Annotated in this window: 13 protein-coding genes; 12 read left to right on the plus strand and 1 reads right to left on the minus strand. The window is 32.2% G+C overall.

Features of this window, described 5'->3' with window-relative positions; translation table 11 throughout:
• Positions 1-4: 4 nt before the first annotated feature.
• Positions 5-421 carry a very short patch repair endonuclease gene (locus CZ487_RS12045; protein ID WP_077212401.1) on the minus strand — a complete coding sequence of 139 codons (417 nt, stop codon included), beginning with the start codon at positions 419-421 and terminating at the stop codon, positions 5-7.
• A gap of 378 nt (positions 422-799) precedes the next feature.
• Between CZ487_RS12045 and CZ487_RS12050 the strand changes: the two genes are divergently transcribed.
• The 12 genes from CZ487_RS12050 to CZ487_RS12105 all read left to right on the plus strand — a co-directional run bounded on the left by CZ487_RS12050 (position 800) and on the right by CZ487_RS12105 (position 17,040).
• Positions 800-3,322, plus strand: coding sequence for a UvrD-helicase domain-containing protein (locus CZ487_RS12050; RefSeq protein ID WP_077212402.1), 2,523 nt, complete (start codon positions 800-802; stop codon positions 3,320-3,322).
• A gap of 23 nt (positions 3,323-3,345) precedes the next feature.
• Positions 3,346-6,003 (plus strand): hypothetical protein, encoded by a 2,658-nt coding sequence (locus CZ487_RS12055; RefSeq protein WP_077212403.1) that lies wholly within the window; start codon positions 3,346-3,348, stop codon positions 6,001-6,003.
• Positions 6,000-6,206: a hypothetical protein gene (locus CZ487_RS12060; RefSeq protein ID WP_077212404.1), complete on the plus strand. Its 207-nt coding sequence runs from the start codon at positions 6,000-6,002 to the stop codon at positions 6,204-6,206. Before CZ487_RS12055 ends, CZ487_RS12060 begins: the two co-directional genes overlap by 4 nt.
• 11 nt (positions 6,207-6,217) lie before the next feature.
• Positions 6,218-7,651, plus strand: coding sequence for a 3'-5' exonuclease (locus tag CZ487_RS12065; RefSeq protein ID WP_077212405.1), 1,434 nt, complete (start codon positions 6,218-6,220; stop codon positions 7,649-7,651).
• A gap of 11 nt (positions 7,652-7,662) precedes the next feature.
• Positions 7,663-8,505 carry a hypothetical protein gene (locus CZ487_RS12070; RefSeq protein WP_077212406.1) on the plus strand — a complete coding sequence of 281 codons (843 nt, stop codon included), beginning with the start codon at positions 7,663-7,665 and terminating at the stop codon, positions 8,503-8,505.
• Between the two features lie 494 nt (positions 8,506-8,999).
• Complete coding sequence (locus tag CZ487_RS12075) at positions 9,000-9,233, plus strand: hypothetical protein (protein WP_077212407.1); 234 nt, start codon at positions 9,000-9,002, stop codon at positions 9,231-9,233.
• A 304-nt stretch (positions 9,234-9,537) separates the two neighbouring features.
• The gene (locus tag CZ487_RS26165) at positions 9,538-11,553 is read left to right on the plus strand and encodes an AAA family ATPase (RefSeq protein WP_084783238.1); all 2,016 of its coding nucleotides are present in this window, start codon (positions 9,538-9,540) and stop codon (positions 11,551-11,553) included.
• A 17-nt stretch (positions 11,554-11,570) separates the two neighbouring features.
• Entirely contained in the window at positions 11,571-12,824 is a 1,254-nt protein-coding gene (locus CZ487_RS12085) for an LlaJI family restriction endonuclease (RefSeq protein WP_077212408.1), read from the plus strand.
• Between the two features lie 219 nt (positions 12,825-13,043).
• The gene (locus CZ487_RS12090; protein ID WP_077212409.1) at positions 13,044-13,256 is read left to right on the plus strand and encodes a hypothetical protein; all 213 of its coding nucleotides are present in this window, start codon (positions 13,044-13,046) and stop codon (positions 13,254-13,256) included.
• A 40-nt stretch (positions 13,257-13,296) separates the two neighbouring features.
• Complete coding sequence (gene dcm, locus CZ487_RS12095) at positions 13,297-14,493, plus strand: DNA (cytosine-5-)-methyltransferase (protein WP_202617829.1); 1,197 nt, start codon at positions 13,297-13,299, stop codon at positions 14,491-14,493.
• Between the two features lie 380 nt (positions 14,494-14,873).
• Complete coding sequence (locus tag CZ487_RS12100) at positions 14,874-15,788, plus strand: HNH endonuclease (protein ID WP_237562961.1); 915 nt, start codon at positions 14,874-14,876, stop codon at positions 15,786-15,788.
• Between the two features lie 97 nt (positions 15,789-15,885).
• Positions 15,886-17,040 carry a phospholipase D-like domain-containing protein gene (locus CZ487_RS12105; protein ID WP_077212412.1) on the plus strand — a complete coding sequence of 385 codons (1,155 nt, stop codon included), beginning with the start codon at positions 15,886-15,888 and terminating at the stop codon, positions 17,038-17,040.
• Positions 17,041-17,693: the final 653 nt, after the last annotated feature.

A 17,693-nucleotide genomic window follows, 5' to 3' on the forward strand; every position in this document is an offset into this window, starting at 1 on the left:
TATTTCATTTTTTAGATGAGCATTCTTCGATAAAATCACTAATCACATCAACCGCTTTGTTGAAATCAGCCTTAAACTCATGCTCCCATATACGGAGGATATTCCATCCCTGTTCTTTGTAGAAATTATTTACTTCAATGTCCCTTTGAGTATTTCTTTCTAATTTCTGTATCCAATATTCTCTATTTGATTTAGGCATGTTTCCATGGACAGGGCAGCAATGCCAAAAGCAAGAGTCAATAAAGATTACCACTTTATATTTTTTGATGGATATATCCGGCTTTCCGAACATTTTTGTGTTCTTCCTAAACCTAAATCCTTTCCTCCATAGGGCTTTTGTTATTTCGTTCTCCAGCTGGGATACCGATTTGATTGCTTTCATATTCTTTGTTCGTTGTTCTTTTGAGAGATTGTCAGCCAAAATATCACCACCATATTATTTGCTGCTGATAAAATTCTCTCCACTATAGCAAATTTAAATACTCAAGGTATTACTAAGTGAAGTTTTTTAATAAAGCAAATTGATTTGGATTAGAATTTCTTAATGCTCTTCGTGCCCATAATTGTCTTATTTTAGGTTTTTTTGGACGGTAACATAGAGTTTTCCATTATTATGTATTGATTAGTTCCTGATAGTTTTTGTAATATAAATATATAGAGCCGGATTGAAGATAATCCGGTTTTCATTTTGTATATAACTTAGTGCTTAATTCCTAATAATATAGCTAAAGATATTATTTTTTAATACCTTTATATTATTCAAAGGATACGGATTTATATTAAAAGGAGTGTTTCTGGTATGAATATTAATATAGATAAAATAAAATACTCACTTTGCATGTACACAGATACACTTAATGATGATTTAAAAGAAAAAGTAAATCAATTGCTTAGAACTGGAAGAAAAGTAATTCTATTTTCAAACATAAAATTCGAGGTGGCTCAGTGGGAAAAATATAGTGATTTATTTTTGTTTCAGCATTTTGAGCTTAATGACAGCTTGGCAGAGAAAGCAAAATCTATTTGTATTCAAGATGGCAAAGAAATTCATCAATTTAAGACTGTACTAAAAGAAATAGGTCAGGATATTCAATTGTTTAACTTTGAGCAGTTTGAAATAGAACATGCCCCTGTTGACACACATTTATCTATTGAAGCGGGTGCAGGGTCCGGAAAAACAACTGTAATGATACAGCGTATAATGTTTTTGCTTCACATAACTGATATTCCGCTAAACGAAATTGTGATGATTACGTTTACAAGGGAAGCAGCAAAAAATATGCTTAACCGTCTTCGAAAGGAATTTTGGAGCCGTTACCGTTTGACTGAGGATAAGCGTTATTTAGAGCTTATAGAAGAATTAAATAATATGAGAATTAGTACGATTGATTCTTTTGCCAAATATTTAATTTCAGAGATAGGCTCTGTGATAGGGTATGGAAAAAATGTGAGTATACGCTCATTTCAGCAAGAACGGAAAGAACTAATAGAAAAGGTCTTAAATGATTATTTACAACCTTTCGATAAAGAGATAACGGAACAGCTTGGCGGTATGAGACTTTACGAATTTGTTAATCTAGTTCATAGTTTCTGGGATGAATTTGAGAAAAAAGGACTGACGGAAGCCGAACTGCAAAAACTGGATTGGGGAGAACTGCTTAAAGAAGACGGAAAAAAGGCTGACGATTTTCAAGTAAGTCAATTACAGAAATTGTTCGGGAAGGTGTTTATCGATTGTGAAAAGCAGTTTCAATCTTTAAAAATACGGAAAAATGCAGTAACAATCAATGATTTAACCAGACAAATAAGTATTGCTGCTGAAAATAAGGCATCTTTTGAACGAATATCTCAGCAGATTAGATATCTGTTTATTGATGAATTCCAAGATACTGATGATTCTCAAATACAGCTTGCCTCCACATTACAGCAGGTATTAAAGGCTTATTTATTTGTAGTAGGTGATATTAAGCAAAGTATTTACCGATTCCGTGGAGCAGATTATACCGCTTTTAATCAGCTGGATAAGTTGTTAGGCAAAAACCAATTGGTTCCAAAAAAACTAAGAAAAAACTATCGAACTTCAGCCAACATTCTAAATAGTATGCACAGCCATTTTTTACAATGGGGAAAAAAAGAGTTCATCGATTATCTAGATGATGAATCTAATAGTGATCGATTAATCGGAATAAAAGATAGTGTTGGAGATTTTAAGATCCAATGGGGTTCCTATTGGAAAAAAGAACAGATGAAGTCAGATGTTTTATCGCTAATTAAAGAAGCAAAAGCAAGGACAGAAGCTGAAAACCAAAATTTTAAGGATAGAGTGCTGAAAACAGCTATTCTAGTTCGAACTAATAAGCAGGCATCTTTAATAAAAAAATGGTGTGAGGAAATTGGTTTATATCCAGACCTGGAAATTGGCGGCACCTTCTTTATCAGTGATGCGGTCTGGGACTTCTATTACTTAGTGGAAGGATTACTATACCCAAATCGGCCAGTCAGCCGAATGAATTTACTTCAGACTTCTTTTTCAAAAGTAAATGTCGATTGGCATCATCTTTCAAATTTTAATGGTGATGAAAAACAAATCATGTGTTATCTAAACCAATTTGAGCCTATTGAAGAATGGGATAATGTATTTCGTGAACTAAGACTGAAACCTGTACTTGCTGTTTTAAGAAGAATCTTAACCAAGAATCGGCCTGCAGAAAGATACTATTATTATAAATTAAAAGAATTAGAAGAAAAATCACCAGGTAACCCTGATAATGATCGGCATGCACGTGCTCTCTCGCTTCAATATGAGAAAAACATGAACTATATTTTTGAACTTCTGCATGATCAATACAATATAGAATTTTTATCTTTGTACTCAATCTATACATGGCTCGAAATGAATAAAGCAGTTAATCGGGATCAAGATGAACCGGAATTAAAGGATAGCGAAACAGAGAACAATTTGGTAATTGTTACTGTTCACAAGTCAAAAGGGCTGGAATTTCACAGTGTCATTATTCCTTTTACAGATTTAGATTTTCGATTTGAAAGAAGTGAACTGCTCCTAAGTAAAAATTTTGAAAAAGATAGAACAGGAAAAGAATGTACAAAATGGAGGGCGGCATGGAGCATAAAAGGGAGTTACAAAAGTCCGCTATATGAGGATATTTCACCTAATGAAGAAAGTGAAGTAATAAAAGACGAGACACGGCTCCTGTATGTAGCTATGACAAGATGTGAAGAAAGGCTTTGGATTTTAGGAAATTCCACTGCCTTAAATAAAGATAGGAAAAATTGGTCTGCTTTATTAAAAAATCAAATCTAGCAGAAAAAAGGGGATATGACTTAATGAGTGTTTATGTGATGACATATAGTGATCCGTTAAAACTTCACAGCCATCCCGGATTTAGTGCAAATAAAAATGCACTTCATATTTGTGCAACAGATAGCTTACGTGAAGGAATCGACAGCTTTTATCAAGAGTATATAAATATACCGGTAATGAGTGCCGGATTATTAATTTCCTGGATATTAGGGGAATGGGCTAATCCAAATAAGAAAGTAGAACAATACACCCGGCTGACAAAAGTCATACATGATTTAATAGATGAAAATAAGGATCAAGCACAAAAACTTCGATCTTTTCGATTAAATCAAATGGATGTCCTTCAATCTATGAGGCTGTTGACGGAATTAGGAATGAAGCCAGATGAATTGGCAGCAAAATCGTATGAAGAAAAGATATTCATTTCCCTTTGGAAGAAGATGATACTAGAGGACCCTTTAATAAAGGAATTATCTAATAGAATCGATAGTTATAATAGACGGCCGGAGAAGATAAAAAATCGCATTTTACAAGTTCTAAAGGAAAAGCAAAGATTGATGGATAAAAACTCTGCAATGAAAGAAAAACTTGGATACGACTTTACCAAAATTGAGGATATAGAAGTAATAATTTTACATGGTTTTTATTTTATGACGCCTATTCAGCAGAAAATCTTTACTCTTTTAAAAGAGGCCGGAATTAATATAATTTTTATGCACCTATATGACAAACGATTTCCAGAGACCTTCCGTGTTTACGAAGCATTTATCAATCGAGAAAACGGATGGATAGATAGAGAAAATTGGATGATAGAAGAAGAGAGTCAGGCAGTTTTAAACGGTGCGTGGTTTTTAAATCATTTCGAAGAAGACAAGCAGGCTGTACAAGATCATAAAGAACTGCCAGCTGTTATAAGATTTAAGGATTTTTATTCGTTCTTGGATGGGTTCGAGGATGAAAATAATCAAGAAACGCTCTATGTATCACCAAAGGCTGAAGGATTAAATAATCGAATAAAAGAATATCATCCTGAACTTTTTCAAGATCAGCATTTCCTTTCATATCCGATTGGCCAATTCTTGTTCCATCTTCATACAATGTGGGATGATCAGGAAAATAAATTAATCATCACGGAACGCGCTTTATTTGAATGTTTTTCTTCCGGTTGGCTCAGTGTCGCAGAGGAGAATGGGAGGAATTACACAAATATCCTGCAAGATGTTTTTCCTTATTTCAGCGATTGTAAAACATTACAAGAATGGCAAAATCGGACAGGAAAATTAGAGGAAATTCATGATAAGGTGATAAGTGCTTTTGATCAATCTTATGATATTGAAGATAAGACACAGCGTTTCCATCAAATGTTGGAAAACCCTTTTAATCGTTTTTCCTATTTTAGAGTAAAAACTGAAGATGTAAGAATAGTATTAAGACTGATGAATCGTTTGTTCTATATTGCAGAAGAATTATTTCATCAGGAAAACAATTTTGTAAATCTAAATGATCATTTTAAACGACTAGAAGAACTGCTCTTTGAGGAAGGAAGTACAAGCTCGCTTCTTAAAGAAGAAAAACAAATGTTGGAGACATTAAAAGCAAAACTACAAATAGGGGAGGCTGAATATGAGAATTTTTATATTGCAGATTTGGCCGAGGCTATTGCTCTTTATTTAAAAGGCAGTTTTATCGATCAAGATGATCCTAACGAAGTTGATATCCAGTCGGCGATATATGGTTTTGAAAAAATAGATGGTTTAATGTTTAAAAAAGATAAACCAATACATGGATGCGGTTTAGATGAAGAGACACTTCCTTACCACTACAGTGCTTTATTATGGCCGCTAAACAGACAAACACTGGAAAAGACTAATAATACTGAGATAAAGCTTCTCAACATACGTGAAAAATATAGTAAAGAGATTTCCCGTTATTTATTTTATCTATTAATCAATTATTCATCTAATGTAAAACTTTCATGGATTGAGTCAATAAAAGATAAGGAAGTAAATGAATCACTGTATTTAACAATTGTTAATGAAATAAACGAATATGAAGCAGGCAAATTGGATTTTGCGAAAAAACCGAAAGATGAAATACTCAAAATAAATGGAAACTCTTTGGAAGACGACTTTTATTATTATCCCGTCGCTGCTTTAGCAGAATATAATATTTGCCCTCGTAGATTCTATTATAGTTTTATCGTGCAGCCATTTGCTTATTATAAACAAAGTTTTCACCATGGATTTTTATTTAGCAATCTACTAATGTCCGGCTATTTATTTAGTAAAGAAAATAATCAAGCTGTTTACGAACAGACGAGAATACTATTTCCTCAGTGGACCGAGATTATGGCGAGAGAACGGGATGACTATGCAAGAAAAAGTCATAGACAGTTTAATTTGCGTGAACAGTTCCAATATGGAGACCGAGAATATGCCAATATATGCAGGGCTTTCCAATTTCTAATCAAGAAATGGAAAATCGAACAGGAAGATGTTATGGAGCCGGCGGATGCAGCATTTAAAGAAGAATATTCAAAACATGATTTTTTTAAGGGCTTGGAACAAGAAAAAGGTCTTATGGAAGCAAGACCATCTTCATTGTGCCGTTTATGTCCGCATAATAGTTATTGTAAAGATGCTCACTATCCTGTGGACGATGAAACGAGGAAATTATCATGATTCGGATTGATTACTGGCAATCTATTGCTGCAAAATGGACGATAAAGCCAATGTCAAAGGAGAAAATAGAAAAGATCGAGTCATCTGCAAAAGAAGCGGTTTTACAAATGCAAGATGAGTTAATTAAACATCGGACCAAAAAGAAGATTAGATCAGCTGTAGATGAACTCTTTAGTGACGACTTGGATGATGACTTATTTTAGGGGGGTAAACAATGGGGAAACTAACACTAGATGTCGATTTGACACCAAAGCAAAAAGAAATTATGGATTATGAAGGAGAGCATCTACTGATTAAAGGGATTGCGGGAAGCGGAAAAACCCTTTTGTTATTAAAACGAGCTAGAAAACTGTTAAGTGAAGAAAAAGATACAAAAATTGCGCTTTTTACATTTAATAATACGTTAGCAAATTATGCCAGCGAGTTTACGGAAATGATTAATGATGACCGTATTCAAGTTTTTACATTTCATAAATGGTCATCTAAAGCTCTAGCCAGTCTTTCCAAATACCGCAGTGCAATTTCAGATAATAAGAAAAAAGATATTATTAAAAAAGGACAAAAGGAACTAGGAAGGAAAAATAGTAATAGATTCCTGCAGGATGAAAAATTTATTGATTTTATTTGTGATGAAATAACTTGGATGAAAGGTAAGGGTATTCTCCACAAAGATCAATATTATGAGATAGAACGTATTGGACGTGGTAAAAAATACCGTGTAACAAAGAAGGAACGAGAGGTCATTTTTTCACTTTTTGAATTTTATCAAAAGGAGCTCGCTGCAATAAAGCAATATGACTGGGATGATCATGCCATAATTATAAATGAACATATTGGACGCTTACCGGAAAAAGTTAAATATGATCATGTCATGATTGATGAAGCCCAGGACCTTAAAGAAATGCAGCTTCGTGTCTTAAGACAAATCGCTGAAAAAAGCTTAATCATTGCAGCTGACAAAGGACAAAATATTTACCGGACGTCTTTTTCCTGGCGTGACATTGGAATAAATGTTCAAGGGGGAAGAACTAAAGTTCTGCAAAATTCATTTAGATCTACTAAACAAATCATTGAACTTGCCTATAGTCTTCAACAACAAGATCCTCTCTATATCACGAAAGACGAAGATTATATTCCACCTCAATTGCCAGATATAGACGGGCCGGCTCCAGTGGTTTTCGAGAGTGGAGATCATTATGAAGAGGAAGTTGTCTTAGTTCAGTTAGTTCAAAAAATCTTGGAAAGTGATAGCGAAGCAACTATTGGTATCCTAGGAAGGAAACAAAATTATTTATATCGTGCCAGCCATCTTTTAGCGGAAAAGAAAATATTAAGTGAGTTTATTTTAAACAAGAAACCAGGAAAAGTTACTACTCCCGGGGTTAAGTTAACAACTTTTCATTCGTCTAAAGGGCTGGAATTTGATTATGTTATTATGATGCGCTTAAACGATAAGAATATTCCTTTGCTAGAAGACGCTGATGATGATGATGAACAATTAGCTATTGAACGACGTCTGTTGTATGTTTCAATGACACGAGCGAAATATGGATTGTATATGCTTTACAATGGAAAGCCATCACGTTTTTTTGAAGAAATGGATAGCAGGTTATATGAAAAAAAGTCCATCGAAGCCTTTCACATCTAAAAAAGAATACCATGGATCTCATTAAAGAAGCTGCTCTCGACTATTATCAGTCAAGCAGTCAAATTAAGGACGAACCTGATTTACTTTTGCAGCTACGGAGGCTTCGATTCTCGAGATTCGGAAAGAAGATCTTTATTCAGGACCGCTTACCATTTAAATTTGAGCCTAATGTTATTTTAAAAGAAAAATATATTAAAGAAGCGTTTGAGTTTAGTTACAATATGACCTACGGTAGAATGGGTGCCCATCGGATTACAAGATCTGGAGGTCAAATGTCTCGTTCGTTATCTGATATTTTCAAAGATACATTTCAAGGGAAGTTAGGTGAATTTGCAGTCTATCAATTCTTAACTAACTATGGAATAGAATGCACTGCCCCAGATTTAGAAGTTTTGCCACTCGGGTATTGGGACGAATATGATTTAAAGGCAGGATCAGAATTAATCAGTGTCAAAACAACAAAGGGAAATGGAACATTGCTATTGCTTGAAACAGACCATTATAATAAAGATGGAGCCTATACGGCTGTTCCAGAAAATGAAACACCTGTTTTATATGATTATTTTTGTTTTGTAAGAATAATGATGAACAGGAAAATTCATGAAGAAGATATAAAATATAAATCATTTCAGCAATTTATGAGTAACCAGGTGTTCCACATACAAATAACTGGATTTTTAAACCATCATACATTTGCAAATTGCGTAATAAAAGAAAGCTTTGTTATTCCTCAAGGGGCATATATAACTGAAAACATAAAAATGGACGTAGAAAATTTTTATGTTCAAGCAGCCGATTTATTAGGGATAGAGGAGTTTATAGCTAGGATGAAATCTAACTCTCATTATAATTAATTTTTGGTTAATAAGGGTTTAATAGACAGTCCTGTATTATTTAATCATATTGGGAGTCATAATAGAGGTAATTTTATATTTCTGCCAGCGATTTAATTATAGTGGTCGTAACACTATTCGGGATTGCTGGCTTTTATATTCTAATTTTGACGATTATAGTCCTTCATTAGCTTTTCTAACCTTATCAACATCGATAATAAACTATACATCAATTCTTAAGGTGAAATATTATTAATCGATACTCATTCACAGTAGGAAAAAATGATCTATAGGTGATGTGTCATTGAGGATGCAAAAAATCGGGTTTACATCGTTTGTAAACCTACTTGCCAAATTTAGTATTAATAAGGGAACCAGCTATGCTATATTAATTTTTGTGGAACAGTTTGATCCTAGAAATAGGTAGTATTCGAAAAAGAGGAATATACGGGGGATAATTATTCCAGGAAAAATTTGCAAGTTAATAGCTTTAATAGATTAAATGGAGGCATCACATGGATGATGAAATTGTATATCGAAATGAAATCCTAGAATACCAGGATCAAAATGGGATTTCTTGTATTCTAGAATTGTATTTTACTAATTTTGGAGTTAAGGCTTTTGCAAGATTTAAAGATGAAATTGATGATACAACTGGATATGGTGTTGATATAAAGGATAAATATAAGGCAATAGATGATGCAATCAGTAATTTGTTCTATCAATACAAAATGTATAAGTTCAACTAAAAGTACATCAAAGAATTTCAAAAACTAAGAGACAATGTTTTATTTCTAATGTAAGGTGCAGTCCTACCTCCAAATAATATTTGTCCTGCAAGCCAAGACGATAAGAATACTTATTTTTTATAAAGATTAAAAAGATTCCCCAGGGCTTATCCCCTTCCGTAATAACCTTGATTGACTAGAGGAAAGCTAAAACCAATAAATAAGTTGGTGAAGTTCTCAAAAAGTTTTAGCGTCCAAAATAACAAACTAAGTTGTTAGTTGAAGATTTATAAAAAGTATTTTATGTAAAAAAGGGGATTAAAAAATGGAAGAATATAATTTATATCCTGTGTTAACAAGCATCCGAAATTCTGAAAGTGTACCAGAACATTTATTTGAACAGATGTTAAATTCCTATGATTTAACTATTGGAAATTTTGAAAATGGAGAAGAGAATCAAGTTGAATTCTCTAAGTTAATGGTTGAACGCCTTTTTAAAAAAGAAAACAAGAAATTTCATACTATTACTTCAAAAGAGAACTTTGTTCATTTGACTAATAAAGATGATGACATACCTTTTTTAGTGTTTCGCCCTCTTAATGACCATTCCAGATCCGATTTAGGAATAGGGGATATATTATTTTCTTACAGAAGTGGACAATTCAGTGACTTAGATGCAGCCTTAAATACGAGAGGTATTTATGGCTTAGGCATAGCTATTTCTAATCCTATGAAGTTTAGTGACGAACATAATGGTAAAGGTGAATACAAAGACTATGGTGTAATAGTATTTTATCCATTTAGACTTCAAAGGCATTTATCGGTGCGTGATATACAATTAAATCCAAACACGATTAATTTGACCCCGTATAACGGAAATAGAAATGACGCTTTACAATTTATTCCAAAAGAAAAACACTACAATACTTTGTTGGGAATGATACTTTTTAAAAATCCTCATATTAAGGGATTTTTAGAATTTATGAATATTTATACTGAAGAGAGTATTATTCCAGATGTTATTTGGGATAAGTACACGAAAACAGAGAATAGTGAAAATATTAATTTATACTATAAATCTGCGTTTAAGGAATGGCTACGAGAACAACCAGCGATTAAACCTAAAACTCAATCTAACTATATTTCAGCAATTAATACATTAGAAAGCATATGGAATAAACAACATGATGATAGAAAAATCGATTTATGGGGAGACCCCTATTTTGTTAAGAATAATATCGGAAAGGAAACGTTATTTAGCGATTCTCAAATTAAACGATTAAACGATACACAAAATAACTCCCAGTCAGCAGCTATAAACTATTACTTTAAATTTTTAGAATTCCTAAAGGAGTATCAAATTAAAGGTATTAATCGAATTTATTTCGGAGCACCTGGAACAGGTAAGTCATACAACATTGAAAAATTTATTAAAGAAAATGGCTTACCTAATTATAATCATAAAATAGACCATCCAAACGTTTTTAGGGCAACTCTGCATCCAGAATATGGTTATACGGATTTTGTTGGGCAAGTAATGCCTGTTGTAGAACCAATTGGTGTAGAGGGAAGTGAGACTAAAATAGAATATAAATTTAATCCGCAAGTTTTTACAAAAGCAATAAAGTTTGCTTTTGATCGATTAAAAAAGGATGAACCAGTTTTTTTAATTCTAGAAGAAATGTCACGTTCAAATGTTGCTGCAGTATTTGGCGACTTATTCCAATTGTTAGATAGAGATGAAAATGGAGAAAGTGAATATCGTATTGATAATTTAGTTATTTCAAGTGAAATCTGGGGAGAATATTCTAATAGAAAAATTTATCTTCCTAACAATTTTTTTATTATCGGTACTGTCAACACAAGTGATCAAAATGTATTTGTCATGGATACGGCATTTAAACGGCGCTTTGAGTTTGAATATGTCGATGCCAATGAGGTTGCAAAAGATGGTAACGGGACACCCTTAAATAATTTCATGTTTGAGTTCTCAGATGACGATAGTAATGAAAGTGTCGTTTTTGATTGGATCAATTTATATAGAAGTTTAAATAATTTCATTACAAACCAGGGCGAAAAAGGGTTAGGATTATCAGAAGACAAACAACTTGGCCAATTCTTCATCAAGTTTAGGATAAATGAAAATAGGTATAACTATAATCAATTCAGCGGAAAATTATTAGAGTATTTATGGAATGATGTCCAAAATGTCTCATATTCAAATGTATCGATTTTTAAACAAGAGATTTCCAACTTCTCTACAGCATATAAAAATGTTAAGGATGGAAAAAATATATTTTCCAATGAATTACTTGAATATCTAAAGGAACCGAAACATTAAAATGGTAGGTAATATTTGTGAGTGACTATAAATATACAATTGTTCAAGATGGTACCTTATTAAAGAGTGAAATCGAGAAAATATATAATGGGTATTTTACATATCGCGATATAAAAAGTAATAATGAAGGGGATTATTTTAATTTCGTTGGTTTTATATTCACTGAGGATGAAGCATTAGTGAGTTTCCCAAAACATTTTTTTTCTGAAAAGGATATAATTAATAAATCATCACTAAATATAGACAAGTATTTGAATCTTCTGTTTCGACTCATACAAAAATGTATGACCAATAATAATAAACGCCTTGTTCAGGTTAATCAAGAAATCAATAAATCATATCCCTTTGAACCATTTTATAAAATTTATGAGTATTACCAAAGATATGGGTTATTTACACAAGAAAGAGAAATAAAAAAGTTTGGCCAATATGGTAAGATTTTATGGAAAGATACATTTAATAAATCGCCGATAGTAATAAATCATGGGAACATACTATTTATGCCACCTGTAATTCAAAAACGTGTAACAGACTATGTATTTATTAGCAAATGTATGGCTTATGTTATCAATTCAACAATTGATAAATTTCATTTTTTATTTAACCTTCCACGAGTAAACTTAGAGTATAGAGATATAAACTTTACTAACAGTGATAGGATTATTGGAAGCTTAAAGAATGTAAAACAATTTTTATTTAAGGATATTCATCTTCAATTAATAGAAGACTTGATTGCTTATTTTAATAATGAAAATCGTGGTAGTAAACATATAGAGATTAAGATCTACTCTTTCCATTTAATTTGGGAAGAGATGGTTAGAAATTATCTAAATAAGTATTTTTTAGAAATTGATGATGAGAATGAAGAGCTTATTTTTGAAAGTACAGGTGATCAAAAACATAATTTACTAAAAAGGGAGTTCGAATTAGATAGAAGAAGGAAAATTAAAGGATTAAAAACATATAAAATTGAACCTGATTTCTATTTTGAGGAAAGAGACAAAAAGTATATATTTGATGCTAAATATTTTACAGAAATAAATAAGCTTGACTATAAGCAAATATCCTATTATTTCTTACTTAAGAATTATGAAAATGATTTGAAATTAAAGATATATAACGGATTAATTCTTCCAACTTCAGAACCAAATATGAAGAAAGTTCATTTTAATTTAGATAAGGAGTTTAGTGAAGCTGAGGAAGAATTTAAAATTGTAGAATATTATTTGAATATGCAAAAATTGATGCAAATTTATTTAAATAACAATTAAATTGAATTGATAATTAAACAATTTGAGCTCAGAGTATTTGTCTCTGAGCTTTTAGAATCTAAAAGGATTTTAAACTCGTTTACTAGTCTTATTATATTATTAATACAGTGACACGATATGGGAAAAGTTAGTAATTAAGCTCATGGTTAATATTTGATTAAAAATTATGGTTCAGTAGTGATATAATTGATTGTTAATACTTATTAAAGGGTGATAGAGTTGGGCAAAAGTTGGGGGGGGACTAGAGAAGGTTCCGGAAGAAAGGTAATTCCTGAAAAATTTAAGAAGAAAGGATATACCTTTCAACTAACAGAAGAAGAAATAAAATTCATTGAATCTTTTAAAGGGAAGAACAGAAGTGATTCATTAAGAACTCTTATTGAAAACTATAAAAACTTGAAAAAACAAATTGATTTTTCAAGTGGTGAATGATATTATTGTTAATATAAATACGATGTAAGGGGAAATGAATTTGAGATATTCAGTAGGAAGTTTATTTGCTGGGGTAGGTGGTATAGACTGGGGTTTTCAGAATACCACTTTTGAAGGTGACAGTTATGACATAGTATGGGCTAATGAAATTGATGAGTACGCTGTTGAAACATATCGCTGCAATTTCCCACATCCAGTATTCCATGGTGACATTGAAAAAGTAGTAAGACCAGAAAGAGCACAGGATGAAGTAGAGAGAAATAAATATCTTAAAATGCAAGAAGATATGCTTCAACAAAAAATAGATATTTTAGTCGGAGGTTTTCCTTGCCAAGCATTTTCAATTGCTGGATATAGAAGAGGGTTTGATGATGAAAGAGGAAATTTATTTTGGAGTATCGTTGAACTAATAAAATTGTTAGATGAAAGACATGGGAAACCATCTGTTCTGCTCCTTGAGAATGTAAAAAACTTACAAACACATGATAAAGGGAGAACGTATAGAGTCATAAAGGAACAATTAGAATTGTTAGGGTACACAGTTAAAGAAAAAGTTATTAATACAAAAGATATAACCCGATTACCTCAGAATAGAGAGAGGATTTATATAGTTGCTTTTTTAGATCCAAAAGTAGCAAACCGATTCAAATTTTTTGAGGAAATTGAAAAATATAAAGTTAATAAAACTGAAGAGCAACGAAGGGAGGATATAGGAAGAGTCCTTGATCTCCATTTAACAAAAACAGAAAACGCTAAATATTACTATACTAAAGAGAAATACCCATTGTATTTCTTAAATGAACAAGAATACTTGGGATTAGATGAAGATGAAAGAAAAGAACAAAGGGTTAACATAGATGAACAAATTGATGAAGAGTTTCAGTTTTACCAAGTAAGAAGAGGGATGTATGTAAGAAAAAATAAGAATGGAGTTTGTCCAACCTTAACTGCAAATATGGGTACTGGTGGACATAATGTTCCACTAATTAAAGTAAGTGACGGTGTTAGAAAGTTAACCCCAGCTGAAACATTTAAAATTCAAGGATTCCCTATTGGGTTTGGATATGAATTACCTAGTCAATATAAGGGGAGAGATTTTTCAGATGGGAGATTATATAAACAAGCTGGAAATGCAGTTTCTGTTGATGTCGCAGCATTAATAGCTAGAGAAATTTTAAAAGCCCTCCATACATCTGTCGAGGTTGAAGAGATAGAAAAAGATATTATTCATTCCTAGAAGGTAGTCTATTGGCTACCTTTTTTATTATGTTCAAGCTTTCCAAGTACTCAGATAAATCACTAATTCAACAATTTACATCTTCCAAAATCTATAAATAAGAACTTCCATATATATTGGAATTTAGTATATTAAAATTTATTTTTTGTCTAATTTATTATGGTTTTCATTTACTCCGTTAATGAGCTCCCTCGTATAAAGTTGTAAATATTTAACTTTTCTACATTTATGGCATTGAATAACAAAACTAATTAACAAAAATGAGATGACTAATTATTGTAAAAATGTTTAATGCTATAATTAAATAAAAATAGGGATTTCTCATATTAAATTTTGTTGAAGTTGATAATTAAGATTAGAGGAGAATACTTTTGGATAATGTGCATAAAGGAATACTAAAAAAATTTGAATATTTAAAAGGTCAATTAATAATAGGTAAAAAAGAAATTAAGGGTGAAAACTCAACAGATCGGCTACCGCCAGATTCTTTTGTTCCAGAAAAGCATATTTTACATGATTTAATCAGAGGCTTCTATAAGCCAGCAGGAAAACCATATCTATTATCATACCAGGCTACTGAATCTGAAAATAATTATGGCAAGCAAATAATATGGAAAAATGAAAATAATGCAGAATTCATTCGAATTGAAATGGCACCCCCTAATAGTCCAAAAGATAATCGAAAAAAAAGCGATATCGATGCTGCTAGATATAATTTAATAAATAAAATTCCAATTGGAATTTTACGTAAGGTAAAAAAAGGCCACAACATTATACTTGGCTTAGGAAGAATAACATCTGAAAGAGAGGATGGTATATTCATTATTGAGCCATTCTCATACAATGAACTGAAAAAGGAAAATCTAAAAAGATTTGAAGAAATATTAGAAGAGTTAGATGAGGTTGAGGCAATAAATACTTCAGTTCTTAGAGAGGTCTTTCAAAGACAAGGTCAGCAACAGTTTAAACGAACGCTTCTTGAAAGGTCTAATAAATGTGCACTTTGTGAGATTGAAGAGCCTTTTTTGATTGCTAGTCATATAAAACCGTGGAATAAATGTACTGACGAAGAACGCCTAAATAGTAATAATGGTCTGTTACTTTGTCCAAATCATGATATATTATTTGATAGAGGTTATATTACATTTAATGAGCATGGATTAATTAAAATATCCCCCAAGATGCCCGAAATTATCAAGCATCAGATGGGATTAAAGGAAAGTGCAACTATCTCTATAAATTTAAAGATGAATGAATACATGAAATGGCACAGACTGTATCAGTTTAAAAAGTAAGAATGAAAAATCAATATTAAATACTATATTTCGAACCCCGATAATCAGTCTTTAATCATACTGACAAAAATTACGAAATATTATGGGGATGATACATATGTTTTATCGTAAGCAATCTAATGAAGAGAAACAATTATACTTAGAGTTATTAAAAGTAGTAGGTTCTCTATCTAATCTTTTCTCTGAAAGTCCAGTTCCATACTTGTACTATCGTGCAGCAGAGAATATCTTTTGTCGTGCTTTTAATGCGGAAAACCTGAGCCGGGGTGATGTTTCTGCTGATGCTGCCAAAGCTAAGTTAGGAATTGGACTTAAAACATTTATGCACGGTAATGGAAAGACACTTCAGAAGGTTGCTGAGTTTAATAAAGAGGCAAATACATTTGAAGCAAAGAAACCAGAAGAAATTGTAGAAATGGTTTCTAAGATGAGAAATGACCGAATCAACTTTACAATGAGAGCCCACGGTTTGAATAGTATGATATATCATTTAGTAACAAGAGAAGAAGGAAAGTTTAATCTTTACGAAGAGAACATGAATACTATAGATTTATCTTCCATTAAGAACGTTAAAAGAACTAAAAACGCAGTAGCATTTAAAGACAAGGATGCCGAATATAACTTTTACATACCAAAGAGTACATTATTTAAAAGATTTATTACGAACAATCCAATTGAAATATTAGATGTTGAAATATTAGAGGATCCATATGCCTTTTTATTGGAAAGGTCAGGGACTCCCTTAAAAATTGTAATAGAAAAAGAAGAAACTCTAGAATATGTTTATTTACCTTTATATTCTGCACAAGATGGGGAAGTGCATAGAAGTAGTGGCTTAAATCAATGGAATGCTGGTGGTAGAGCTAGACACCATGACGAACTATATATACCTGTTCCTATTTGGATTCATAGGGATTTTAAAGGATTCTTTCCTTATGAGTTGGGAAGTGGAAAACCCGGCACACCATTTACATTAGTCTTACCGGACGGTCTAGAATATACTGCGAAGATATGTCAAGAGAACGGTAAAGCATTAATGACAAATCCAAATCGATTGTTAGGTCATTGGTTGCTACGTCATGTTCTTCAAATCCCAGTAAACACATTGGTTACATATCAAATGTTAGAAAATGTAGGTATAGATTCAGTGAAGATAACCAAACTGTCTCATGTACGATTTAGAATTGATTTCGCTAAAGTTGGTTCCTTTGATGAGTTTGAAAATGAGTTCAAAGATATCCATAAAAAATAAGAAAAGGCCCCCGTGACACAAATGGAGGCAAATTCGATAAAATCGTGTTTGCCTCCAATCCTTTTTCATTACAATTCTTTGGAGAGATATTAAGTGGTGACAAATGATCAGAAATTTGGGCATTTTGGTATTTAGTAATACTTTCTTAAAAGCCGAACACCAGGTTGAGGATTATGAAAAAAGGAAGGACTAAAACTATAATTTTCTTTTGATGCTAATACCGTATCGATTATGAGCAGAAAAGAAGATATTATCAGTCACGATATCGAAGTGGCAATCACTTAGATGAAAAGCTTCTTGTTGGATTAGTGTCAAATTAAGAGGATTAAGTAAAGTTTTTCAGTACTGGTTTTCTATAGTTGCCTATAGACAGCTTGAAAAAGGGATGGCAGGATGCAGATATGTTGTTCTTTATTCCAGGAATGGTGTAGCTTCTGCAAATGGAGTAAAAGAGTTCGCGAGAGTCAATGAATTCAAGATAAATGAGGAATTTGTAACATTTGTGCTAGAATCTTGGATTAATCTCCCGAGTGTTATTAAGGAAGTGAAAAGAACACCAAAACTGGGGTAAGTTATTTCGCCAGTCTTTCCGACTTCGTTGGACGGGAAGTATTTAAAGCCCGATTTAACCTACCTAAAAATAAATGAACATT

It is taken from the genome of Robertmurraya dakarensis, assembly GCF_900156875.1.
GTDB classification, from domain to species: domain Bacteria; phylum Bacillota; class Bacilli; order Bacillales; family Cytobacillaceae; genus Robertmurraya; species Robertmurraya dakarensis.

Excerpts from the sequence above, each read along its gene's own strand:
- CZ487_RS12050 (WP_077212402.1), top strand. The coding sequence starts at position 800 with ATGAATATTAATATAGATAAAATAAAATACTCACTTTGCATGTACACA.
- CZ487_RS12055 (WP_077212403.1), top strand. The coding sequence starts at position 3,346 with ATGAGTGTTTATGTGATGACATATAGTGATCCGTTAAAACTTCACAGC.
- CZ487_RS12060 (WP_077212404.1), top strand. The coding sequence starts at position 6,000 with ATGATTCGGATTGATTACTGGCAATCTATTGCTGCAAAATGGACGATA.
- CZ487_RS12065 (WP_077212405.1), top strand. The coding sequence starts at position 6,218 with ATGGGGAAACTAACACTAGATGTCGATTTGACACCAAAGCAAAAAGAA.
- CZ487_RS12070 (WP_077212406.1), top strand. The coding sequence starts at position 7,663 with ATGGATCTCATTAAAGAAGCTGCTCTCGACTATTATCAGTCAAGCAGT.
- CZ487_RS12075 (WP_077212407.1), top strand. The coding sequence starts at position 9,000 with ATGGATGATGAAATTGTATATCGAAATGAAATCCTAGAATACCAGGAT.
- CZ487_RS26165 (WP_084783238.1), top strand. The coding sequence starts at position 9,538 with ATGGAAGAATATAATTTATATCCTGTGTTAACAAGCATCCGAAATTCT.
- CZ487_RS12105 (WP_077212412.1), top strand. The coding sequence starts at position 15,886 with ATGTTTTATCGTAAGCAATCTAATGAAGAGAAACAATTATACTTAGAG.